The organism is Achromobacter spanius, from assembly GCF_003994415.1.
GTDB lineage: Bacteria > Pseudomonadota > Gammaproteobacteria > Burkholderiales > Burkholderiaceae_B > Achromobacter > Achromobacter spanius_C.
The window spans coordinates 4726068-4751379 of the sequence record NZ_CP034689.1 but is presented as its reverse complement, the minus strand read 5'-3'; the positions used below and the strand labels follow the sequence as shown (position 1 = coordinate 4751379).

The following is a 25312-nucleotide window of genomic DNA, read 5'->3' as shown; positions in this document are numbered from 1 at the left end:
GAAATATTTATGACAGGGTTCTGGTCTGCATTTTTCAATCCGTCTGTCTTGTTCTAGGTGACGAACACGCGCGATTGAAACAAGGGATGGCGATCATGCAGGCACGGATGTCGGGGTTGGGTGGCAAGCGAAACATGGGGACCGTGCGGGCGCGCGTGCGCCCGAACTGGCGTCCGACGCCACTGTCGCAGGCCGTGACGGCGCTGTTGATCGCGGGCAGTGCCAGCGGGGCGGCGCAGGCGCAGCAACGGGCGTTCAGCCCGGGCTGGTTCTCCGACAAGAACGCGGTGCAATCGACGGCGCAGCGTACGGGCCGCATGCCCGACGGCAGCTTGGCCGGCATCGGCAGCAGTGCGCGCCAACAGGCGCAGTCGCGCCAGCAGTTGCAGCGGTCGCTGGACAACCTGAACCGCACGGCTGCCGCCGTCGCGGCGCAGCAGGCCGCGCAGGCGGCGGCGCGCGCGGCCGCGGCAGCCGCCAACGGTGGCGGCGTGCCCGACGGGCTGGTCGAAGGCGGGCTGTGGGCGGCCACGGGCGCCAATGCCCAATGGGAAGGCGCCAAGGCTGCCAAGCCCAGTGTCGAGAACGGCCGCCAGATCGTCACCATTGAACAGACGCAGTCGCGGGCGATCCTGAACTGGGACACCTTCAACGTGGGGCGCAACACCACGGTGCAGTTCAAGCAGGGTGCGGACGACGCGGTGCTGAACCGGGTGGTGGGCGCAGCGGCCAAGCCCAGCCAGATCCAGGGCGCGATCAAGGCCGACGGCACCGTGATGGTGGTGAACCAGAACGGCGTCATCTTCACCGGCACCAGCCAGGTGAATGCGCGCAATCTGGTGGTCGCCGCCGCCACGATCACCGACGCGCAATTCCGCGACAAGGGTTTGTATGCGGACAACGGCACGCAGCCGACGTTCCAGGATGCGCTGGGCAAGGTCGACGTACAAGCGGGCGCAATGATCCGGACCGCCGCGCCCTCCACGTCCACCACCAGCGGCGGCTATGTGCTGCTGCTGGGCAAGGAAACCGCCAACGCGGGCGCCATCGACACGCCCTCGGGCCAGGCTGTGCTGGCCGCCGGTGACAATTTCGTGATCAAGCGTGGACAGGGCACGTCGGGCAATCTCGCGTCCACCACCAAGGGCAATGAAGTCAGCGTTACCGGCACGCCCGGCCGCGTGGTGAATACGGGTTTGATCCAGGCCTCGCTGGGTGATGTGACCTTGACGGGGGGCGACGTGGTGCAGGGCGGTGTGGCGCTGTCCAGCACCTCGGTCGATACGCGCGGCACGGTGCACCTGAACGCGACGGGCGAGGGCGGCAAGATCACCCTGGCGGAAGCGGGCACAACGGCCATTCTGCTGGACCGCAGCGGCGCGCTGGCGCTGGACAGCCAGCGCGACGGCCTGCGGGCGCCGGTCATCGCCGCGTCGGATTCGGCCTGGGCGCCCGGCGGTAGCGACCGGCGCGAGCTGTCGCGCGTGGAGATCAACAGTTCGGGCACGGTGGATTTTGCGTCGGGCTCCATCACCTTGGCGACGGGTGGCCAGATTGCCGTGCAGGCCGCGCAGCGCAGCCTGCTGCGTGACGGTGCGGTGCTGGACGTGGCGGGCGCGGTGGGGGTGCCCGTGGCCATGGAGAACAACAGCGTCAAGATCAACGTACAGGGCAACGAGCAGCGCGACGCGGCGGTCAACCGCGACAGCGGCAAGCTGAACAACAGCGACATCTGGGTGGATGCGCGCGAACTTGTCTTTGTACCGGCAGGCACCAACGGCTACGCCACCGACCGCTGGTACACGGCAGGGGGCCTGCTGGAAGTCAGCGGCTATCTGGGCACCCAGGGCCACGCCGTCAACGAATGGATGGCGCAGGGCGGCAACGTCGAGTTCACGGGCGGCGAAGTGGTTACGCGCGCCGGGTCGCAGATCAACGTGTCGGGCGGCACGCTGGACGTGCAGGACGGCATGGTCCGCCAGACCTGGCTGCGCGGTGCGGACGGGCGGCTGTATGAGGTGTCGCGCGCGCCCGGCGATCTGGCGTACACGGGCTTGTACAAGGGCTACGAGGCGAAGTCCGAACGCTGGGGCCAGACCCGCTATTTCTACAACCCCCTGCTTGCGCCGAAGGAACGTTTTGAAACCGGCTACACGGTGGGGCGTGACGCGGGCAGGCTGCTTGTCGGCACGAAGAGCGCGGTGCTGGAAGGCGACCTGATTGGCCAGACCTATCAGGGCGAGCGCCAGAACGCGGCGCCGCAGCCGGGGCTGGACGGCTATCAGCAATCGCAACGCGCGGCGGCGCGCGGTGCGCAGTTGGTGGTGGGCACGTACACGCCGTACTACAACAAGGCCACCGGCTCGATGTCGTACGCGCTGGGGCATTCTGAAAACACCGTTCAACAGGTGCTGTTGTCTGACCGGGTGGACGCCATTGCGGATGGGCTGGACCTGGACGCCGCGTTGCCTGAAGCGCGGGCGGGCATCCTGCATCTGGACACCACGCGTTTGAATGCGTTCAACCTGGGCGCGATCAAGATCGCCGCCAACGACATCGCCGTGCAGTCCGATCTGGGCGTGGCGGCGGGGGGCGACATCACCTTGTTCGCGGACAAGGTATCCGTGGATGCCACGCTGACGGCACGCGCGGGCAGCATCCGCCTGGGCAATGTGCTGAACCAGGCTACGCCCACGGGCATGGCCGATACCGCCACCGGAGCCGGGGCTGACGGCGCCCAACCCACGCTGGCGCTGAGCGCGCGGGCGCGGCTGGACACCCGGGGGCAATTCAGCAACCTGGCGATGTCGCCCGAGCAGATTGGCGCCATGCCTTACTTGAACGGCGGCACGGTCGCGCTGCGTAGCAGCGGCGACATCCTGCTGGACGCCGGCAGCGTCATCGACGTGAGCTCGGGCGCGGTGCTGCGCAAAAACGGGCGCGTGACGGGCGGCAAGGGCGGCAATACCACCGTGGAGCTGGTGGCCGGCGGCACGCAGGACGGCCGACTCAGCCTGGGCGCCGAGCTGCGCGGCTATGGCGTGGAAGGCGGCGGCACCCTGGCGGTGACGGGAGACAAGATCGTGCTGGGGCGCGCGCCTGGCGACGCCGACGAGCGCGTGCTGACGCTGGACGCGCCGTTCTTCCAGCAAGGCTATTCGCGCTACGAGCTCACGGGCGCCAACGGCCTGACGGTGGCCGACGGCGCGCGTATCGATGTGTTGATGCCTGTGTACCGCCCTATTGATGGCGCGGCCGGTTTGCCGACGGGCGCGGACCCCTCATCGGTGCTGCAAACGTGGCTGCCGCCGGTCTATCAGCATGACGTGGTCGCGGCAACGGTAACGCAGCGCCAGGGCGCCAGCCTGTCGCTGCAAAGCGGGCGCAACCTTGCCGCGACCGGCGCGAATGTGGACGCCGCGCTGATCGTTGGGCAAGGCGCGCAATTGAACGTGGACCCGGGGCAATCGATTCAGATGCGCGGGGCGGGGCAGATTACCGTGCTGGGCGCGTTGACGGCGGCGGGCGGCAAGATCGATATCCGCCAACTGCGCGTGGGTGACGTGGATGTGGCCGAGTCCCTGGAAGTCGTGCAAGGCGAGGCTCACGACCGCTCCATCTGGATCGGCGAGCAGGCCGTGCTGAACGTGGCCGGCCGCTCGGAAACGGGCGTGGATGCGCAGGGCCGCCGCTACGGCGTGGCGGACGCGGGCGGCGTCATCGTGCTGGGCGGCGAGATCAACCATGATCGCGCGACGGCAACGGCATCCGACCTGTATGTCATCGTGCGTCCCGGCGCGGTGTTGGACGCCTCCGGCGCCAGCACGACCGTGGATGTGAATGGTGTAGGCCCGGTGCGGCTGGACCGCGACGGCGGGCGAATCTCGCTCAGTTCCTACAACGGGCTGCATCTGGACGGCACATTCATCGCACGCGCGGGTGGCGCGAGCGCGGCGGGCGGCACGCTGGATATCGCGCTTGAGACGCCGCTGTACCGCACCTGGGGCGAGGGCGTGGCGGGCGAAGCCGTGCAGGTGCCGCGCGAAATGGTGCTGGCTTCGGGGGCGGGCACCCCCCTTGCCACAGGCCTGACGCCGGGCGAAGCCGACGACGGCTTGCGCTACGGCCAGGCGCGTCTGGATCCGTCGCGGCTGTTGGCCGGCGGGGGCTTCGATCACCTGGGGCTGTTGTCCAACGGCCTGATGTCTTTCGACGGTGATGTCAACGTGGCGGTGGGGCAAAGCCTGCGCTTGTACGCCGGCGCATTTTCGCTGGCGCCGCAGGGGGATGCGCTGGCCGGCATGCAAACCCACGCACCGGCCCAGGTCAACCTGGCCGCGTCCTATGTACGGCTGTCGGGTCCGGGAGAATACGCGGCCTCCAACGGCATGATCCGGCCGCGCGTGCTGTTCGGCGACGCGCAGGACGTGGGCGAGGGCACGTTCACGGTGCGCGCGGGCCGTTTGCTGGAAGTGGGCAACAGCCTGTCGTTCGGCACGCAAGGCACGATCAACCGCAGCGTGGGCGGCGTGCTGTCCGTGGTGCGTAGCGGCTTTGACCGGGTGACGCTGGACAGCGCGGGCGACCTGCGCTTTCTGGCCCACAACGACAACGAGCCGCGCACGCGCCTGTGGACGCGCGGCGATCTGGACCTGATCGCCGCGCAGATCTACCCGGGCACCGGCGTTGAGGCCGAGGTGCTGGTGGGCTTCACGCGTCGGCCGAACGGCACGCAGGTGTTCGACCCGGACCGCACCCTGCGGATTGCGCGGCATGAAGGCACGACGAGCGCCTTGCCCGCGATGCCCTATTCGGCATTTGGCTCCTTGCGTTTGGCGGCGGCAACTGTGGAGCAGGGCGGTGTGTTGCGCGCGCCGCTGGGCGCGATCACGCTGGGCGACTTGAGCGAGCAGATAGGCACGCAGCGCCTGAGCTTGTTGCCGGGCAGCGTTACGTCGGTCAGCGGCGCCGGTCTGGTCATGCCGTATGGCGGCACGACCGACGGCGTGTCGTACAAGTTCAACGGCGCGGACGTGTCCTTGGTGGGCGTGGGCGGCGCGCTCGGCCTGGACGGGGCCGCTACCCTGCGCACCGGTATCACCTTGGGGTTTCGCGACGTGGACGCGCAGCCGGGGTCCGTATTGGATCTGTCCGGGGGCGGCGAACTCACGGGCGCGGGCTTTGTGTCGGGCCGAGGCGGATCCACCGATGCGCGCTATGCGCCGTTGGTCCGCATGAATCCCGAAGGCGGCTTCACCCTGCCGGGGCTGGCAGGCAATCCGGTCTACGCCATCGTGCCCGGCGCGCAGCCGGTGGTGGCGCCGGTGGGTGGCGAGGCGGGAGCCTCCACCCCCGGCGTTGGCCAGCAGATCACGCTGGGCGCGGGCGTGCCGGGCTTGCCGGCCGGCACCTACACCTTGATGCCGTCCACCTATGCCTTGCTGCCCGGCGCGTTCCGGGTCGAGATCAACGGCGGCGCTTCAGCGGGCGCGGCGCTTGCGCCGATGCAGATGCGCAATCAATCCTGGGCGGCCAGCGGCACCTTGTCGACCGCGGGTACGAACGTGGTGAACAGCCTGGCCAGCGCGGTGATCCTGACGCCGGGCAAGGTGCTGCGCACGCTGTCGCAGTACAACGAAATGAGCTACGCCAGCTTTGTCGCGGCCGATGCCGTGACGCGCGGTGTGCCGCGTGCGATGCTGCCGGCCGACGCCCGCACCTTGCGGCTGGCGATCCATCCGGGGTCCACGGACGGGCAGGCGCTGAGTGTTGAAGGGCTGGCGAATTTCACGGCCGCGAAGGGCGGCTTCGGCGGCGCCGTGGCGCTCAACGGCGGCAGCTCGACGGTAGAGATCCTGGCGGCGGGCCAGACCCCCACGGCGGGGTTCGCGGGCACGTCGGTGCAGGCGGATGCCTTGAACGCGCTGGGCGCCAGCCGTTTGGTCGTCGGCGCGCTGCCGGTAGTGTGGTACGGGTCGGGCGGCCGGTTCTATACCTTCCAGGCGTCCGCCAACCAGGTGGTGCTGCGCGCGGGCGCGCAATTGACGGGGCCGGAAGTGCTGATCTCGTCGCGCACGATCGAACTTGAAGCCGGCGCGGGCATATCCACGCTGGGCGCTGGCGCGCCGTCGGTGGACTCCACCAGCGGCTATGCCTTCCAGCCCGGGGCCAGCAGTTTGCTGGCGGTGTCCAATGGCCGTCTGGATGTGCTGGCGCCGGACGCACTGGGCGCGGGCGCCATCCGCATCGGCACCTGCGCGGCGCAGCCCTGCCAGGGCGTGACCCGTCTGTATTCCGAGGGCACCATCGCCGCCGCCACCAATGGCGTATTCGATCTGGGCGAACAGGTGCGCTACGGCACCCGCAACCTGGCCTTGGCAGTGGGCGCGGTGAATGTCGGCACGACCGAGGCGCTGACCCAAGCCGCCGCGCGCGGTGTCTTGCCCAACGGCCTGACGCTGAACCAGGACATCCTGGGCCGCCTGCTGCGCGGTGATACCAGCATGGGGGCCCCCGCGCTGGAAACCCTGACGCTGACCGCGCGTGACGCGCTTAACTTCTATGGCACGGTGGCGCTGGACACGCGCGACCCGCTGACCGGCAAATACAGCCTGGCCACGCTGGCGCTGGGCACGCCGGCCATTTATGGCTACGGCGACGCGGGCGACGAGGCCAGCATCCGCACGCAGAATCTGGTGTGGAATGGGGCTACCCAAGCGCCGGGCGCGGTGGCGGCGGGTGGGGCCGGCACGGGCCACGGTACGCTGCGCATCGACGCCGAACGGATCGAGTTCGGTTATGGGCAGGGCGCGCAACCCACCGGGCTGGACGACAACGCCAGGCTGGCGCTGGGCTTTTCCAGCGTCAACCTGAATGCCAGCGACCGCATCACCGCCAACCACCGCGGCAGCTTGTCGGTCTACGAATCGCAGGGCGCGTTCGACAGCGCCACGGGCCGTTATGCCTACGTTGGCGGCAACCTCAACCTGAACACGCCCTTGCTGACCGGCGGGGCGGGTTCCGTCAACCGCATGACGGCGGGTGGCAATGTGCGGGTGATGGGTGCGTCGGGGGCGTCGGGGGTGCAAGCGGCGGCGGTGCAGGACCTGGGCGCGGAAATCAGCCTGGTCGGGGCGAACGTGCGGGTCGATGGCAGCATCGTGCTGCCCAGCGGCAAGCTGACATTGGAAGGCCGCGACAGCGTGTTGCTGACGTCGGCTTCGCAGTTGGACGTGTCGGGCCGGGCCATCGCCTTCAACGACGTGCTGCGTTATAGCTGGGGCGGCGACGTCGTTCTGGCAAGCAGCCAGGGCAGCATCCGGCAGGAAGGCGGAGCGCTGATCGATCTGTCGGCGCAGCAGAACAACGCGGGCAGTCTGCGGGCCGACGCGATCGCGGCCTCGGCCGGCGTGGTGGACCTGCAAGGCCGCATCCTGGGCACGAGTTCGGGCGTCTACGATGCGGGCGGCACGGCCGTGCCCTACCGCGCGGGCAGCATCGACATCAGCGCGCAACATCTGGGCGCGCCGGGCGCCTTGAACGCGAATTTCAACACGCTGAATCAGCGCCTGAACGACGGCGGCGTGACCGGCGCGCGCAGTTTTCAGATCAAGCAAGGCAGCCTGACGCTGGGCGATACGCTGCGCGCCAACGACATCAACCTGTCGATCGACGGCGGCAGCCTGACCGTGGCCGGCCTGGTGGACGCCAGCGGCGAGCGCGTGGGCCGGATCCGCTTGGCCGCGCGCGATGGCCTGACCCTGGCGTCGAACGCGGTGCTGGATGCGCACGGAACCGTGCTGCGCGTGGACAGCTACGGCAAGATCATCGACGCGCCCAACCGCGCCGTGGTGCAACTGAATTCGGGTCGCGGCGTGCTGACGCTTGCCAGTGGCGCGCGCATTGACGTGCGCCACGGCACGGCGGCCACGACGGGAACGGGCACGGGGCAGCACGACGGCGTGGCGCGCGGCACCCTGGACCTGTTTGCGCCGCGCATAGACGCCGCCGGCAACGCGGCCAACAACGGTAGCGGGGTGGCGGGTTCCGCCGCCACCTATGGCGACATCGCCATCGAGGCGCGCGGCCCGGTCACGATAGACGGCGCCAAGGCCATCTCGCTGATCGCCACCCAGCGCTATGACGACGCCCGGGAAGGCGTTGCGGCGGATCGCACGAGCGGCCGCGAATATCAAATCATTGATCAGGCGTATCTGGAAACGCTGCACGGCGACAGCACAACGTTCATCGGCCGCGCGCGGGCCAATGGCTATCTCTTGAACACCAAGCTTGCAGGCCTGAATAACGCCACCTACCGCGATGTCTTCCATCTGCGCCCGGGCGTGGAAATTGTCAGCAAGACGGGCGATGGCGATCTGGTCGTGCAAGGTGACCTGGACCTGTCGCGCTATCGCTACGCCAGCCTGAACCCGCACTCGGCGATGACCTCGGTCTATGGCTCGGGCGAAGCGGGCGCGCTGACGCTGCGCGCCAAGGGCAACCTGGATGTGTACGGCAGTATCAACGACGGCTTCGCGCCGCCCTCGGCCACGCCGGATGACGAGAACGGCTGGATTCTGACGCCGGGCGCACAAGCGTTTGGCGGTGATGTGGTGTTGCCGCGTGGCGGCGTGGAGTTGGCCGAGGGCACGGAGTTCCCGGGCGGCAAGACGCTGAACTACGCCTTGCCCCTGCAAGCCACCACGCTGGCCGCGGGCACCCGCCTGCCGGTCGAGGCCGCGCTGAACCAGGAGTTGACCCTGGCCGCCGGCGTGGTGCTGTCGGGCGACGTGCGCGATGCCTCCGGGCAGTTGTTGTACGCCGCCGGCAGCATTCTTGAGCAAGCGGTGAGCTTGCCCGTCGGCACGCGCTTGGGCGCGGGCACGATGCTCACGGCCGGCACGGCGCTTCAGTCGTTCACGTGGCCGGCCAACGTGGCCCTGCCCAATCTCTACACGACACAAGGCTATGAGCGCAACGTGTTGTTGATGGCGGGCACCATCACGCTCAAGCAGGGCGCGTTGATCCCGTCGCAGACCAAGCTGGTGTTCCCCGAAGGGGTCGACTATGTTGAGCTGCGCCCGGGCACGGCGGCGGATCAGCGGCGCAACTGGGCGGTGGCCCAGATGCTGCCGGCCGGCAGCCAGTCGTGGTCGATGCAGTTGGTGGCGGGCGCGGACCTGGATGCGGCGGATCCGCTGCGCGTTGTGCGCGGACCGGACGCGGGCAAGCTGACGCTGGCCGATACCCACTACAACGCCAGCCTGGTCAAGGGCGCAAGCCTGGTCTGGGGGCCCGACGCCGGCCCGTCCGGTTTTGAACCCGGCACACCGGTGCCGGAAGACCTGCTCTGGCTGTGCGACGCGATCGAAGGGCTGTGCATGCCGCCGCCGCGCTTTGTCTGGGGGCCGGACAACTGGTTCGGGTATCCGGTGGGAACGCCGGTGTCCGAGGCCGAAATCGACCTTTGCTCGCTATCGGCGGAGCAGTGCATCGAGAATAAATCGTCGACGTCGGTGGTGACGCATACGCAGAATTTCAGCGTGTTGCGCACGGGTACGGGCGACCTGGACCTGGCGGCGGGCGGCGACTTCAGCCTGATGTCGGCCTATGGCGTCTACACGGCCGGCACGCAACCGGCCAACGTGGACGCTGCCTACCAATTGCCGCGTGGCCGCTACGAGACCACGGTGCTGGGCGACGCTCACTCGACCACGTATGAACCCTTCGTGTCGGCCGGCGCGGGGTATCAGGCCTGGTACCCGGAAGCAGGCGGCAACCTCAGCCTGTACACGGGCGGCGCCTTGCGCGGCGATGTGTGGGGCAAGACCACGGGCGGCAATTTCGACTCGCGTGTGATTGATCCCAGCGTGGGCATCGGCAACTGGTTGTGGCGCCAAGGCACCGGCAGCGCCAATGGCGGCGATACGCCTACCGCCTGGTGGATCAACTTCGGCAGCTACACGCGTGCGCCCTCGGCGTTCAAGGACAACACGCCGCTGTTGGTGGGCTTCACCGGCTTCGGGGCATTGGGCGGCGGCAACGTCAGCCTGCGCGTGGACGGCGACGCGGGCAACATCGAGTCGCGCGGGTCCATCAACAATCCGCGCAGCCAGGGCCTGATCGTGGCCGTGGGCAGCACCGGCCGCGTTGCGGCCGACGGCGGCATGACGTTGACGGGGGGCGGCGATATCGACATCCGTGTCGGAGGCGGTTTGAACCCGACGCAAAGCGCGCGCGGTCTGGTGTCCTCGGCCGTGGGGCCAACCCCCTATTACGGCGAACCCGCGCTGGACTTGCAGGGCGCGCTGATCAACCTGCGCGGCCATGCCCAATTGGCCGGTGGCGCGGTGGGCGGGCTGGATCTGCAATACGGCAACGAAGCGCGCGAGCAAGACGTGAAGGAAAGCCGTGGCTACGACCCCTACGTGTCCACGATGGCCAGCGCCACGGGCGGCCTGGTGCTGATTCCCGGCGACGCGGTGATCCGCCTGGATACGCGCGGCGACCTGGTCGTCGGCGGGGCCAGCGATCCGGGCCGTGTCGCCTTGCCCAACAGCACGCCCTACCGCATGCCAGATGGCACCATGCGCACGGGCGGCGGCTATAGCTGGTTCTCGATGTGGACGGAGAACACGGCCATTGAGCTGTCCAGCGCGGGCGGCAACCTGACGCCCAGCCGGCAGACCTCGCACAGCGCGCAGGGCCTGGCGGTGCAGCCGGGGCGCAATACCTCGCCGTCCGACGGGCGTTATCTGTACCCGTCGATTCTGCGCGCCACGGCGTATGACGGCAGTATTTATGCTGGCGTGTCGGCGGGCTACCTGAACAACGAAGCAAGCGGCCTGCCGTATTCGCTAACGCTGGCGCCGGGAGCGCGCGGGCAACTGGAAATTCTGGCGGGGGATTCCATCTACGCGGGTGGCTACGCCATCAACCGCTCGGGGGCGGACCCGGCCAGCGTCGCCAACGTGTTGGCGCCAGCTTTTGCGGGCTACTTGTCCGAGGCCAATTCGAATGTGGCCTTGAGCAACCAGGGTGCCAACGGCCTGGCTGGCGACCGGTACACCCATTTCCCCTTGTTCTACTTCAACGCGCTGACGGCCAGCACGGCGGGTTCCAATACGGTGACGCGCTTTTACGCCCGTGATGGCGACATCGTCGGGCTGCGCACGGGCGAGGCGCTGTCCATTGTGCAGGGCCCCAACCTGGGCCAAACCTGGTACGAGGCATCGGGCCCCGTCTGGATGCTGGCGGGCCGCGACATCGTGGCCTCGGGCACGAACACGGGGACGTCGACCGACGTGCCCTCCACCAATGGCATGAACTTTGGCGCAAGCGGGACGTCGGTGACCTCGACCGGCAACCTGTTCCTGCATCGCGACGCGCTGGATGTGTCGCGGGTGTCGGCGGGTCGCGACATTCTGTACAGCTCGTTCCAGGTAGCGGGCCCCGGCGCACTGGAAGTGTCGGCCGGCCGTCACGTGCTGATGGCGGACAAGGCTTCCATCACGAGCCTGGGCGCGGTGATGCCGGGCGACCACCGCCCTGGCGCGTCGATTGCCGTGCAGGCGGGCGTGGGCGCCAAGGGGCCGGACTACGCGGCGTTCCTGGCGCGGTATCTGGACCCGGCCCAGGCGGCCGATCCCAGCCGTCCGCTGTTGGACCAGGGCCTGGCCTTCAAGACCTACGAAGCCGAACTGCTGTTGTGGATGACGCAACGCTATGGCTTTGCCGGCAGCACGGACGACGCGCGCGCGGCCTTTGCCGCCTTGCCCGCCGAGCAGCAACGGATCTTTGCGCGGCAGGTTTATTTTGCCGAGCTGCGTTCCGGCGGACGCGAATACAACGACCTGGCCAGCCCGCGCAACGGTAGCTATCTGCGTGGCCGGCAGGCGATCGCCGCGCTGTTCCCGGAAACCGCGCCGGGCGCCTACGAGGGTGACATCACGCTGTATGGCGCGGCGGGCATCCGCAGCACCTTCGGCGGCGACATTCAGTTGATGACGCCGGGCGGGCAGCAGGTGTTCGGCGTGGAAGGCGTGGCGCCGCCCGCCACGGCCGGCATCATCACGCAGGGCGAAGGCAACATCCAGTTGTACGCGCAGGGCAGCATCCTGCTGGGCCAAAGCCGGGTGATGACGACCTTCGGTGGGGGGATCACCGCATGGTCGGCGCAAGGCGATATCAACGCGGGCCGGGGCTCGAAGACGACCGTGCTGTACACGCCGCCCAAGCGCGTCTACGACGCCGTCGGCAACGTGACCTTGTCGCCCAACGCGCCCAGCACCGGCGCGGGCATCGCCACGCTGGCGCCGCTGCCGGAAGTACCTGCGGGCGATGTGGACCTGTACGCCCCGCTGGGCACGATTGACGCCGGCGAGGCCGGCATCCGCGTATCGGGCAACGTGAACATCGCGGCCTTGCAAGTGGTGAACGCGGCCAACATCCAGGCGCAGGGCGATAGCGCGGGCGTGCCGGTAACGGCAGGGGTCAACACCGGTGCGTTGTCGTCGGCCAGCGCGGCGGCAAGCTCGGCAGTCAATGCGGCGCAGGATTCCGCCCAGCGCGCGCAGGCCGAGGCGCGTCAGAACCAGCCGTCGGTGATCAATGTGCAGATTCTGGGGTATGGCGATGAGCCGGTGGCGGGCGCCGCGCCGGTTGTGCCGTCAGCGGGTGCGGCTGCGGGTACGCCGAAGTACGACGCGGCCAGCGCGGTGCAGGTGCTGGGGGCGGGGGCGTTGGACGTGGGCGAGACGGCATCTTTGACGGCGGAGGAGCGGCGCAAGTTGATGCTGTGAAGTTGGGGGGCGGGGGGCGAACCGGGGCGTGAGGAACGCGATGGGTTTGACCCGGGGTGGAGTCATGCCGACGGCGGTTGATGGGTTGCGCGCGTTCGGGGCCGGGGTTCTTGCCGTGGGGTTTGCGCGCTTCACCCATCCTACGTATGGGCGGCCAGTTTGCTACTGGCCGCTTTTTTTTGTTGCGCTGCTGGCGCCGTCATGTGGCGTCGCCAGAATCCCCGCCAGACCGTTCGGACCGGTCGACGCCTTGATTTTTTTCGTGAAGTTTTTCTTACAACGCGCGGTCTTGGGCCTGCCAGTACGTCTAGTAACAAGCAGAAGTTGTAGACGCGGGGTTGTGGGCGAAAACCGTAACGGGATTGTCGCGATGCGCGCTGCACGGTAGCGGCCGGTACCAGACCGGCTTTCACACAAGGAACTGAGTGCATCGCTATGCATGATTTCGAAAGTAGGGGCCGCGCACTGCGCGCCATCGTGCGCCGCGCGCCGCAGGCGTTCGTGCTGATCGTCGCGATGAACGCGGCTTGGGCGCAAGGCGCGGCCGGGGCTGACGCCACCTCGGCGCGCCGCGTCAACATCAACGAATACATCGTGCGCGGCAACACCGTGCTTGAAGCCCGTGACATCGAGCGCGCCGTCTATCCCTATCTGGGACCCGACCGCACCCTGGCCGACATTGAATCGGCGCGCGAGGCCTTGCAGACGATCTATCAGGAAAAGGGCTACCAGTCGGTCTATGTGGACCTGCCCGAACAGCAGGTGGCCGACGGCATCGTCTTTTTGCAGGTGTCGGAAACCAAGGTCGGCCGCGTGCGGGTGGTGGGCGCGCAGCACTATTCGCCCCTGGCGATCCGCGACGACGTGCCCGCCTTGCAGGAAGGGCAGGTGCCCAACTTCAATCGCGCGCAGGCCGAGCTGACGCAACTGAACAAGGGCGCCAGCCGCCAGGTGGTGCCGTTGGTGAAGGAAGGGCGCCTCCCGGGCACGATGGATGTGGACCTGAAGGTGGAAGACAAAAGCCCCTGGCACGCCAGCCTGGGCCTGAACAACGATTACAGCGCCGACACCTCGCGCCTGCGCAGCACGGCGTCGCTGGGCTATGACAACCTGTGGCAACTGGGCCATTCCGTCAGCCTGACCTTCTTCACCGCGCCGCAGGAAACCGACAACGCCAAGGTGTGGTCGGGCTCGTACTCCATGCCGCTGACGCCGCGCTGGGGCCTGCAATTCTCGGGCTACAAGAGCGACAGCAACGTCGCCACCATCGGCGGCACCAACGTGCTGGGCAAGGGTTATTCCTTCGGGCTGTCCGCCATCTACACGATGGATCCGCAAGGCGATTGGAGCAATTCGCTGTCCATCGGCCTGGACTACAAGAAGTTCGATGAGTCCACCCGCTTCGGCGACAACGAAGACCAGATCCCCATCAAGTACCTGCCGTTCACGCTGGCCTACAACGGCTACCGCTATTCCGAGTCATCGCAAAGCAGCCTGGGATTGTCGGTGGTGGGCGCCAGCGGTTCCTTCTTCAACCAAGGCAGCGACTGGAAGCAATTCGACGACAAGCGTTATCGGGCCAGCCCCAGCTTCGCCTTGTTGCGCGGCGACGGCACGCACACGCACAACGTGTTTGGCGACTGGCAATTGGGCCTACGCGGCTCGTTCCAGTTGGCCTCGGGCGCGCTGGTGTCCAACGAGCAGTTCTCGGCCGGCGGCGCGACCAGTGTACGCGGCTATCTGGCCGCGGAACGCACGGGTGACGACGGCGTGCTGGCGTCGGTGGAATGGCGCACGCCTTCCCTGGCACGCTGGCTGGGCGCCAACGTCAACGAATGGCGCTTCTACGCCTTTGCCGACGCGGCCAGCTTGCGCCTGCGTGATCCGCTGCCCGAACAGGACGCCAGCTATTCCCTGGCCAGTCTGGGCCTGGGTACCCGCCTGCAAGTGCTGGATTGGTTGTCCGGCTCGCTGGACTGGGGCTACCCGCTCAAGGACGGCCCCAATACCCGCAAACATGATCCCCGTCTGAACTTCAGCGTCCGCGCCAACTTCTGAGCGCACGCGTTTACCCCATTCATCCCGGAGTCTTACTCATGCAACGCCTATTGATGCTCCTGCTAACCGTGCTGGCCGGCGTACTGCCGTCCGCCGCCAACGCCTGGTGGCAACCAGACTGGCAGTACCGCAAGCAAATCACCGTCGACAGCACCGCGCAGGGCATGCCGTTGGGCGGCCCCGCCGGCCGCACGCCGCTGCTGGTGCGCCTGCACACGGGCAACTTCACCTTCGATGGCATCAACGAGAAGGGCGCCGACATCCGCTTCGTGGCGGCCGACGACCAGACCGTGCTGAACCACCAGTTGGAATCGTTCGACCCCTTGCTGGGGATGGCGCTGGTGTGGGTGGATGTGCCGGACGTGGCCGACGGCCAGCGTCAGGACATCTGGATGTACTACGGCAACCAGAAGGCGCCCGCCTCGGCCAACGGCCAACTGAGCTTCGACCTCAACTACACGCTGGTCTATCACTTTGACGGCGCCGCCGGTGCGCCGCCCCGCGACACCACGGGCTACAGCAACCACGGCCAGACGCCGACCGCTGCGATGGTGGACGGCGTGATCGGCCGCGCCGCGCAATTCACGGGCGCCGCGCCGCTGATGCTGCCGGCCAGCCCGTCATTGGCCATGCCTGCCGCGGGCGCGTTCACGTTCAGCGCCTGGGTGCGTGCCGACCAGCCGGCTGGTGAACAACTGATCTACGCGCGTCGCGACGCCGGCAACGCCTTGCTGATCGGCATCAACCAGGGCGTGCCCTTTGTGGAAGTGAACGGCCAGCGCAGCCAACCCGGCCAACCGCTGACGCCCGCCGCCTGGCAACACCTTGCCGTGACGGCCGATGGCAGCCAGGTCCACTTGTATGTGAATGGTCGTGCCACCGCATCGCTGGCCGCGAGCCTGCCGCCGCTTGGCACCACTGCCGCGCTGGGTGGCGATGTGCCGATGCCGGCCGCGCCCATCGCCACCCCCGCCACTCCCGCCACCCCCGCCGCGGACGGCACGACGCCTGCCGAAGTCGTCCCGGCGCCGCAGCCGACGTACGCGCCGTTCGTGGGCGCGATCGACGAAGTGCGCCTGTCCAAGGTTGCGCGTCCCGCTGCGCTGATCTACGCCGACGCGGCCTCGCAAGGCGCGGAGTCGCGCCTGGTGGTTTACGGCGCCGATGAAGAGCAATCCGGCTTTGGCTTTGGCGGACTGGGCTTTCTGCTTAACGCCGTGCCGATCGACGCCTGGATCATCATCGGCGTGCTGGTGCTGATGATGGTGCAGTCCTGGATCATCATGTTCAAGAAGAGCCGCAACGTGGCTCGCGTGGCGCGCGCCAACGAATCCTTCCGCGACGCCTTCGCCACGGTTGGCCAGCGTCTGGAATTGCTGGCGGACGACAAGGCGCTGGCCACGCGCGTTGAGCACGCCTCGCTGTGGCGCCTGTATCGCGTCGCCATCAACGAGATCCGGACGCGCCGCGCGCAAGGCGCCGACACCACGTCCATTTCCACGGCCACCATCGAAGCCATCCGCGCGTCGATGGACGCAGTGCGCACCAAGGAAAACCTGGCGCTGGGTTCGAAGCTGGGTTCGCTGTCCAACGCCATTGCCGGCGGCCCCTACATCGGTTTGCTGGGCACGGTGCTGGGCATCATGGTCGTGTTCCTGGGCACGGCCATGGCGGGCGACGTCAACATCAACGCCATCGCGCCCGGCATGGCCGCCGCCTTGCTGGCGACCGCGATGGGTCTGTTTGTCGCGATCCCCGCACTGTTTGGCTACAACCGCCTGGTGTCGCGCAACAAGGAAGTCAGCGCCGACATGCGCGTGTTTGTCGACGAGTTCGTCACGCGCCTGGCTGAAGTGCACGGCGAAACGCAAGCGCAGGAAGCCGCCCATCAGCAGGCAGTGCGCGCCCCGGCGGCCAGCCGCCCGGCCGTGCGCGACGTGCAACCCGCGTCCGCTGAAGCGTAAGGAGCAGCCATGGCTTCCGTATCCACTTCCCAGGACGATGACGACGACGCGCCCGTGGACGGCATCAACATCACGCCGCTGGTCGACGTGCTGATGGTCGTGCTGGTCATGTTCATTCTGACGGCCACCGCGCAGATCGCCGGCATCAAGGTCAACCTGCCCAAGGCCAGCTCCACCGTGGCCTTGTCGCAGCCGAAAACCAAGGCGATCTCCGTCAACGACGCCGGCCAGGTTTTCCTGGACGCTTACCCGGTTACCTTGCCCGAGCTGGAAGACCGGCTGCGCACCGAGAAGGCACTGAACCCCGACTTCCCGGTCATTGTGCGCGGCGACGCCGCCGTGCAATACCAGAAAGTGGTGGAAGTGCTGGACCTGTTGCGCCGCCTGGAACTTGCACAGGTCGGGCTGGTCACCGGCAAGCCGCAATAGAGGCCGGAACCGACGTCATGCCGCAACATGCATCCGATTCCTCGCGCGATCCGCATCCGGCGCGCCGCTGGCTGAAGCTGGCGGCCGTGGTGGTGGCGGCGATCGTGGCGGCCTATGCGCTTTGGCGCTGGGCCAACGATATGTCCGGCGTTCGGCGCGATGCGCCCAAGGTCACGGCCATCATCCCGCTGCCACCACCCCCGCCGCCGCCACCCGAACCCGAAAAGCCGCCGGAACCCGAGCAGCCCAAGGAAGAGCCCGTGGCCACGCCCGAGCCCGAACCGCAGCCCACGCCCGAACCGCCCAAGCCGCAGGACGAGGCGCCCCCGCGCCCGGCCGACGACCTGGCCAACCCGATGCAGATCGACGGCGACGCACAAGCCGGCAGCGACGCCTTCAACATCGGCGCGGGGCAGGGCAAGGGCATGTCGGGTGGGGGAGGGGGCCGCGCGGGCAACGCCACCTATAGCCAATACCTGGCCTATGCGCTGCAGAAGATCCTGCGCGAAGACGAACGTACCCGCAATCTGACTTTCCGCCTGCAAGCCAACATCTGGCTCACGGCGTCGGGCCAGGTGACCCGCGTTGAACTGACCCGTGGCAGCGGCGATGCCGACGTCGACGCCCGTGTGATCGCCGCGCTGCGCGCCGTGCCGGGCCTGGACGAACGACCGCCGGCCTCGGCCAGCATGCCCATCCGTGCCTCGCTGACAGGCCGCCGCCCGTCTTGATGTCTCACATTGAATTGATCCTGGAGTGACAAGAGCATGAAGTTCCCATTGAACCGGTTGGCGGCATCGCTGGCGTTGGCCGTGGCGGGCGCCGCCTCGCTGCCGGCGCACAGCGCGCCCGCGCCGTCCGAGAACGCCACCATCAACCTGATCCGCCTGCTGGTGCAGCAAGGCGTGCTCAAGCCCGAACAGGCCAACGCGCTGGTGGCGCAGGCCGAGGCCGAAGCCCAGGCCGCGCGCAACGCTCCGCCCGCAGATCGCGGCGCCGCCGTGGCGCAAGCGGGCGACGTGCGTGTGCCCTACATTCCGCAGACCGTGCGTGACCAGATCCGCGACGAGGTCAAGGCGGAAGTCATGGTGCAGGCCAAGGAAGAGAACTGGGCACAACCCAATACCTTCCCGGAATGGGTGTCGCGCATCACCGTGGAAGGCGACGTCCGCGTGCGTGACGAATCGCGCTTCTACAACGGCAGCAACAGCAACGAGATTGTCAATTTCGCCAAGCTCAACGCCAACGGCCCGTACGACGTCAACCAGAATAGCAACGGCGGCTATCCGCCCATGCTGAACACGCGCGAAGACCGCCGCAACCAGTTGCGCATTCGCGCCCGTCTTGGGGTGCGCGCCGAAATTTCCGAAGCCTGGACGGCGGGCATCCGCTTGGCCACCGGCAGCGACGACAGCCCGGTATCCACGTCCCAGACCTTGGGTGGCGGCATGGGCAAGAAGGAAATCTGGCTTGACCAGGCCTACCTGACCTATCGTCCCGCCACCTGGGCCACGGTAACCGGCGGCCGCATCGCCAACCCGTTCGAATCCACCGATACGCTGTTCTCCAATGATCTGAATTTCGACGGTATCGCGGCCATCTTCAAGCATCCGCTGCAAGGCCGCGATGTGACCTTGTTCGGCACGCTGGGCGCGTTTGCGACCGAGTACGCGAACAACGGCTGGAACGCGTCGTCCATGTCGGAAGGCGCAAGCGAAAACAAATGGCTGTTGGGCGCGCAGGTGGGCGCCGACTGGAAGGTCAATAACCAGAACAGCCTGCGCGGCGCGCTGGCGTACTACCACTTCGACAACATCGCCGGCAAGCGCTCAAGCGCGTGCTCGCCGTGGGCGGGCGACGAAAACTGCGATACCGACTGGTCGCGGCCCGCCTTCATGCAAAAGGGCAACACGTTGTTCCTCTTGCGCAATATCGCCCCCAACCCGCTCGACCCGGCCAACACGCCGCAGCCGCAATACGTGGGCCTGGCCTCGAAGTTCGACCTGCTGGATCTGAACCTGCGTTGGGATACCCGCGTGTTCGATGGCCTGGGCCTGCGCGTGAACGGCAACTTCATCCACAACCTGGCCTACAGCAAGGGCAAGATGGCCAGCCGCTCGCAGGGCTACATCGTCAACAACTTCGACGACAACGGCAACGTCGAAAGCGGCCCCAACGCCTGGATGCTGCAAGCCACGTTGGGCCGTTCGTATGACCTGAAAGACAAGGGCGACTGGCTGGCCTTCGTTGGCTACAAGTACATCCAGCCGGACGCACTGCCCGATGCCTTCAACGATTCGTCGTTCCATCAGGGCGGCACCAACGCGCGCGGCTACTACATCGGCGCGGGCTATGCCTTCGAGAAGAACGTGTATGGCGTGTTTCGCTGGATGAGCACCAAGGAGATCTATGGTGAACCGCTGGCCATCGACACCATGCAGTTCGAAATCAACGCCAGGTTCTAAGGCCATGGACATGCACCTCGTATGGAATGAATCCCGTCATTCCCCCACGGCCGGGCGCGGCCGGCGTCTGGCCGCCGCCGTGGCGCTGTGCGCGGCGGGCCTCTCCCTGTCTGGCGGCGTTCAGGCCGAAACCATGGAAGAGCGCCTGCGCACCCAGTTGCGCAGCACCACGCAGCAGCTACAGCAATTGCAAAGCGAGCAGGCCCAGATCAACGCGGCCAAGGCGGCCACCCAAGCGCAGCTGGACGCCGCGCAGAAAGAGCTGGAGTCGCTGCGCGCGCAGTTGGCCAAGAGCCGTGGGCAGGCCGAGAAGCTGGCGGCGCAACAAGACGCCCTGACGGAAAGCGCCCAGGCCCAAGTGGCCGCCAGCCATGCGCAATTGGGCAAGTTCAAGGGCGCCTACGACGAACTGTTGACGCTGGCGCGCGCCAAGGAAACGGAGCGCGTGGCGCTGGCGCGCAACCTGGCGCAGCGCGATGAAGAGGTCAAGGTGTGCCTGGCGAAAAACCGCGAGATGTACCAGGCCGGCAAAGACATTCTGAATGCCTATGAACGCATCAGCACGGGCGACATTCTGGCGCTCAAGCAACCCTTTGCGGGCAAGGCCCGCGTGCAGTTCGAAGAGCAGGCGCAGGTGTACGGCGACAAGCTCTACGACGCGCAAGCGCCCCAAAGTCAAGCTGCTGCAACGTCCACGCCGTAGCCTTTCCCGATTGCCCATTCTTTATTCCTGGAAACCTGAAATGACCGAATCGAACCTGATTCTTGATGTGAACGCCGAACGCCTGCAAGCCCTGCTGCAATCCGTTGGCTACCGCGTGACGCTGTCCGAGCAGAACGGCATGGTGCAACTGTTGAGCGCCAGCCAGGGCGTGGGCTTTGCCGCCCGCATGGGCAACCCGGCCCAGCAGGACGGCCATTATCTGGACTACACGCTGAGCTGCGCGTTGCGCGTGCAAGGCGAGCTGCCGGCCGGTCTGGCCGAGCGATGGAACGTGGAAAAGCGCTTTGCCCGCCTGTCGGTGCAAGGCGTGTTTCTGGTGCTGGAACTGGACGTGATCGTGGCCGGCGGCGTGTCGGAATCGTATCTACGCGCCACGACCGAACTGTGGGACCGCTTGCTGCAAGAGTTTCTGTTGTTCTTGCGCGCTAACGCCTCGGCGGAGCAAGGCGAGGCGGGGCAGGCAGTGCAAGCCGAACCGCAAGCCGAGCAGCAGGCCGAGCCGCAAACCGAACCGGAAGCCGAACCGGAAGCCGAACCGGAAGCCGAACCGGAAGCCGACGCGGTCGAGACAACGGCGCTAGCCTAACGCGGCTTGCCTGGCAAAGGGTGCAATCCATGACCAAGACTCTGACTTCCAACAAGCAATTGCGCGTGACGGCAGCCGTGCTGCTAATCGCCGTGCTGGCGGGCGCCGTCGCGTTGATGCGCGGCAACGATGCCCAAAGCAGCGAGCCCGCTCCGGCGCCAGCCAAAGCCGTGGCGTCCGCCGCGCCCGCGGCCTCGCCGCCGGGCGCCACGGCGACCAAGGTCGCGACGGCCGCGCCGGTTCCCCAAGCCCCGGCCATTGCCACCTTGGGTACCGTGCGTGTTGAACGCGATGAATTGATGCGTCAATTGCAGGCCTTGCCGCCGCAGGCGCGTCAGCAATTGCAGGACAACCGCGCGGGCCTGGACCAGTGGCTGCGCGGGCGCCTGGCCGAGAAGGCGCTGATCGAGCAGGCACGCGCGCAGGGCTGGCAGGACAAGCCCGATATCAAACAGGCGGTGCAGGCTGCGCAGGAACGCATCGTGGTGCAGAGCTATCTGGAATCCGTCAGCCGCGCGCCGGACGATTATCCCGGCGACGCTGAGCTGCAAGCGGCTTACGAACGCGCCAAGCCCCAACTGACCGAGCCGGCGCAATATCGCGTCAGCCAGATCTTCCTGCCCGCGCCGTTGGCGGATGCCGACGCGGTGGCGGCGGCGCGCAAGCAGGCGCTGGACCTGGCCAAGCGGGCGCAGGCGCCCAAGGCCGACTTCGCGGCGCTGGCGCAGGCCAATTCGCGTGACGAGACCACGCGCGCGCAAGGCGGCGACATCGGCTATGTGCCGTTGACGCAGTTGACGCCGGAGATGCGTCCGGTAGTGCAGCAGATGAAGGCCGGCGATGTGTCGGCCCCGGTGCAGTCGGCCGCCGGTTTTCACATCCTGAAGCTGGCGGCGTTGCAGCCGGCCAGCGTGACGCCGTTCGACCAAGTCAGGCCGGCGCTGCGCGCCGCGCTGCGTAACCAACGTCAGGAACTGGCCGCGCGGGCCTATATGGAGGGTTTGCTGAATGCCGGAACCGTCAGCATCGATGGCGCTGCCCTCAATGCCGCGTTCGAACAGAACTCAGCCGCCCAGGCAAGCGCGCCGTCCGTTGCCCGCGCCCCGTGACGCGGCAAGCGCCGTCACGGTGGCGTTGGACGCGCGTCTGACGCGGGTGCTGGGCCACGCGCAGCCGCCCGCCAGCTTGCGAAGCGCGGCGGCGTTACTGCAAGCGCTGCGCCAGGCGTTCCCGAATGATCTTGCGCGTTGGTTTCCGTTGATGCCCATGGGCGTGCCCCTGGGAATGCCCTCGGGAATCTCCGAACCCACAGCCGCGCAGGCACCGCGTGCGCTGGGCCTGGACCTGGCTGACCTGCGCGTGCTGCATCGCGCTATCCGGGTGGTGTGGTTGGCTGAACTGGTTTTCGGCGACCGCGATCACGCGTATCGCTGGCTCAGCGCGCCCAAGCGGCGGCTGCTTGGACGGGTGCCGTTGCGGGTGTGCCAGCACGGGCGATACGCCGCCCAGATCGAACAATGGCTGGTGGATATCGACGAAGGAAACGGCCCATGATTGCCCTGTGGCGCTTGAGCAATGCCCAGGACGTGCAGCCGCGCGCGCTGCCGGCGGGCCGGTGGCACGAGGCGGGCGCACCGGTGATCGTGCTGGATGCAAGCCCGGCCGCCGCGGTGCTCGCGCGACTGGCGTTGGCCGAGGTGCCGCATCCTGACGCCTTGCCGCGCGATTACCTGCTGCTGGAGGTGGGGGCGCCCGCTCGCGCGGTGGGCGTGGCCGAGCCTCCGCCGCATTGGCAGACCGATCTGCGCGCCACGCGGGCGGTGGGCGACGCCTGGCTGGCGGGGGGTGACGCCCTGTTGCTGCGCGTGCCGACCGCCACGGGCGGCGTCCAGTACTTGATGAACACCGCGCATCCGCAAATGGGGCAATGCCGGGTCTTGTCGTCGGTGGCCTATCCCTACGCGCCCCACCTCGGCGGCGTTGTTCGCGCGGTGCGGGACGGCGCCGCCTGGCTGGCCGCGGCATGCCAGGGCGCCGCAGCGGACTAGAATGTTGCGCAGCCGGTCGCTTGCCGGCATGCAACCTTAAGTTCCTGTCAGGAGCCCGCCGTATGACCGCCATTTCCGCTGCCCCCACGCCCGGCGCAGCGTTGCCCGCCTTCACCGCGCAGGTGGACGTCATTTCGATCCAGTCCCAAGTTGTCTACGGCTATGTCGGCAACAACGCCGCCATGCCGATCTTCCGCCGCGCGGGCCTGCGCGTCATCGCGGTGCCCACGGTGGTGCTGAGCAATACGCCGCACTACCCCACGCTGCATGGCGGGGCTGTTTCGTTGGACTGGTTCGCCGGTTTGTTGAAGGGCCTGGACGAGCGCGGCGTGACCCGCGTGGCGCGCGCCGTGGTCTGCGGCTATCTGGGGCAGCCAGGGCAGGCGGACCTGCTGGCAAGCTGGTTGCCGGCCTTGCGCGCCGCGCGGCCGGACCTGCGCGTGCATATCGACCCGGTCATGGGCGACCGCAACGACGGCTTGTATGTGGACGCGGGTCTGGTCGCGCAGTACCGCGACTTGCTGGTGCCGCTGGCCGACGGCATGACGCCGAATCACTTTGAACTAGAAATGCTGGTGGGCCGACCCTTGGCGACGATGGACGAGGTGGCGGCGGCGGCGCGTGAACTGATCGCGTTGGGGCCGCAATGGATTGTGGTGACCAGCGCCGCGCCGATGGCGGCGGAACCGGGCGCCTTGCAGTTGGCGGTGGTCACGCGCGACACGCTCAACGTCGTGACGCATCCGGAAATCGCCATCCCGCCGTCGGTGCATGGCACCGGCGACGTGTTCATGGCCAGCCTGACGGCCAAGCTGTTGACCGGGCAGGAATTGCCTGAAGCGGCGCGCGAGGCGGCGGCGCAAGTCACGGCCACCTTGCAGCGCACGCGCGAGCTGGGCTGGGAAGAGCTGGCGGTGGAAGGCTAGGCCAACACAGCAACCCAAACGCGCCCCGGTCTTGACGCGGGGCGCGCAGCTCAAGCCATCAATACATCTTGTACGGCAGGAACTTGCCGCTCATCACGATCTGCACGCGGTCGCCCTTGGGGTCGGCTTCGCGCTGCAAGTCCATCTTGAAATCGATGGCGCTCATGATGCCGTCGCCAAACTCTTCATGGATCAGCGCCTTGAAGGTGGTGCCGTAGACGTTGATCAGCTCATAGAAGCGGTAGATCAGCGGGTCGGTAGGCACCGTGGTGGGCAGCGAGCCCTTGTAAGGCACCACTTGCAGTTGCAGCACGGCGTCATCCGGCAGGTCCAGGATGCGGGCGGCGGCAAGCGCCTGTTCTTCGGTCAGCGTCATCTGGCCCAGCAGCGCGGCGGTGGTCCATTCCTTGCTTTGGCCGACGGCTTCGGCAATGGCGCTCCAGGACAGCTTTTTTTCCAGTTTGCGGGTAACGACCAGTTCGGTCACTTCAGCGCGGGACATCATGATGGGGTTCCCTCCTTGTGGGATGCCTTGTCGACCAGGAAGTCGACGAGATGGTTGCGAATGTCGTAGTAGCGGGGTTCGTGATGCAGGCTCGCACGGGTCCGGTCGCGCGGCAGGTCCACACTGACGGACTCGGCAATGCGGGCGTAGGGGCCCGCGCTCATGAGCAGGATGCGGTCCGACAGCAGAATGGCTTCGTCCACGTCGTGCGTGATCATGAATACGGTCTGGCGCGTTTGCTGCACGATGCCGCGCAGCTCGTCCTGGATGGTGCCGCGTGTCAATGCGTCCAGCGCGCCGAAGGGTTCGTCCAGCAACAGCATCTTGGGCTGGATGGCGAAGGCGCGTGCAATACCCACGCGCTGCTTCATGCCGCCCGACAGTTCGCTGGGCTTCTTGCCGGCCGCCTGCGCCAGGCCCACCATGTCCAGGTAGCGCAGGCTGTGTTCGCGCACTTGCTCGCGGCTATAGGCGGGCCAGCGCGAACGCACGCCGAATTCCACGTTTTGCAGCGCGGTCAGCCAGGGCAGCAATGCATGCGCCTGGAACACCACGCCGCGTTCCAGCGACGGGCCCGAGATCTGGCGGCCGTCCATGATGACGACGCCTTCGTTGGTGTCGTCGATGCCGGCCAGCACGTTCAGGATGGTGGTCTTGCCGCAGCCGGAATGGCCAATCACGCAAACGAACTGGCCTTGCTCGATGTCGAAATCCACGTTCTCGAACACGGGCGGCTGGGGCTGGCCGTTGCGCCCGGGGTAGCGTTTGCCCAGGCCCTGGACTTGCAGGAATGCATGGCTCATGGCG

14 protein-coding genes are annotated in these 25312 nt (G+C 67.5%); 12 read left to right on the top strand and 2 right to left on the bottom strand.

Annotated elements, in window-relative coordinates; all coding sequences use genetic code 11:
* The first annotated feature begins 86 nt into the window (after positions 1 to 86).
* From ELS24_RS21700 to pdxK, 12 genes are all read left to right on the top strand, one after another.
* Positions 87 to 12800, top strand: a complete 12714-nt coding sequence (locus tag ELS24_RS21700) for a filamentous haemagglutinin family protein (protein ID WP_127185339.1) — start codon at positions 87 to 89, stop codon at positions 12798 to 12800.
* Between the two features lie 435 nt (positions 12801 to 13235).
* A complete protein-coding gene (locus tag ELS24_RS21695; protein WP_127185338.1) occupies positions 13236 to 14858 on the top strand; it encodes a ShlB/FhaC/HecB family hemolysin secretion/activation protein in 1623 nt (540 codons plus the stop codon).
* Between the two features lie 38 nt (positions 14859 to 14896).
* Entirely contained in the window at positions 14897 to 16822 is a 1926-nt protein-coding gene (locus tag ELS24_RS21690) for a DUF2341 domain-containing protein (protein ID WP_127185337.1), read from the top strand.
* A gap of 9 nt (positions 16823 to 16831) precedes the next feature.
* Positions 16832 to 17251 carry an ExbD/TolR family protein gene (locus ELS24_RS21685; RefSeq protein ID WP_100856877.1) on the top strand — a complete coding sequence of 140 codons (420 nt, stop codon included), beginning with the start codon at positions 16832 to 16834 and terminating at the stop codon, positions 17249 to 17251.
* A 17-nt stretch (positions 17252 to 17268) separates the two neighbouring features.
* Positions 17269 to 17982: a TonB C-terminal domain-containing protein gene (locus tag ELS24_RS21680; RefSeq protein WP_050450158.1), complete on the top strand. Its 714-nt coding sequence runs from the start codon at positions 17269 to 17271 to the stop codon at positions 17980 to 17982.
* Between the two features lie 36 nt (positions 17983 to 18018).
* Positions 18019 to 19716: a putative porin gene (locus ELS24_RS21675; RefSeq protein ID WP_050450157.1), complete on the top strand. Its 1698-nt coding sequence runs from the start codon at positions 18019 to 18021 to the stop codon at positions 19714 to 19716.
* 4 nt (positions 19717 to 19720) lie between these two features.
* A complete protein-coding gene (locus ELS24_RS21670; RefSeq protein ID WP_083447578.1) occupies positions 19721 to 20419 on the top strand; it encodes a DNA repair protein in 699 nt (232 codons plus the stop codon).
* A 40-nt stretch (positions 20420 to 20459) separates the two neighbouring features.
* Positions 20460 to 21026, top strand: coding sequence for a YbjN domain-containing protein (locus tag ELS24_RS21665; protein ID WP_127185336.1), 567 nt, complete (start codon positions 20460 to 20462; stop codon positions 21024 to 21026).
* A gap of 29 nt (positions 21027 to 21055) precedes the next feature.
* A complete protein-coding gene (locus tag ELS24_RS21660) occupies positions 21056 to 22135 on the top strand; it encodes a peptidylprolyl isomerase (protein ID WP_127185335.1) in 1080 nt (359 codons plus the stop codon).
* On the top strand, positions 22119 to 22580 hold the full coding sequence (locus ELS24_RS21655; RefSeq protein WP_230695897.1) for an MbcA/ParS/Xre antitoxin family protein: 462 nt from the start codon (positions 22119 to 22121) through the stop codon (positions 22578 to 22580). The genes ELS24_RS21660 and ELS24_RS21655 overlap by 17 nt, the downstream gene beginning before the upstream one ends.
* Entirely contained in the window at positions 22577 to 23074 is a 498-nt protein-coding gene (locus tag ELS24_RS21650) for a hypothetical protein (RefSeq protein WP_050450339.1), read from the top strand. The genes ELS24_RS21655 and ELS24_RS21650 overlap by 4 nt, the downstream gene beginning before the upstream one ends.
* 62 nt (positions 23075 to 23136) lie before the next feature.
* On the top strand, positions 23137 to 24000 hold the full coding sequence (gene pdxK / locus ELS24_RS21645) for a pyridoxine/pyridoxal/pyridoxamine kinase (RefSeq protein WP_127185334.1): 864 nt from the start codon (positions 23137 to 23139) through the stop codon (positions 23998 to 24000).
* A gap of 58 nt (positions 24001 to 24058) precedes the next feature.
* Here the strand turns inward: pdxK and cynS are convergent, their stop codons facing one another.
* Positions 24059 to 24502, bottom strand: a complete 444-nt coding sequence (cynS, locus tag ELS24_RS21640) for a cyanase (protein WP_050450348.1) — start codon at positions 24500 to 24502, stop codon at positions 24059 to 24061.
* Positions 24502 to 25308, bottom strand: coding sequence for an ABC transporter ATP-binding protein (locus tag ELS24_RS21635; RefSeq protein WP_050450341.1), 807 nt, complete (start codon positions 25306 to 25308; stop codon positions 24502 to 24504). Before ELS24_RS21635 ends, cynS begins: the two co-directional genes overlap by 1 nt.
* Between the last annotated feature and the right edge of the window lie 4 nt (positions 25309 to 25312).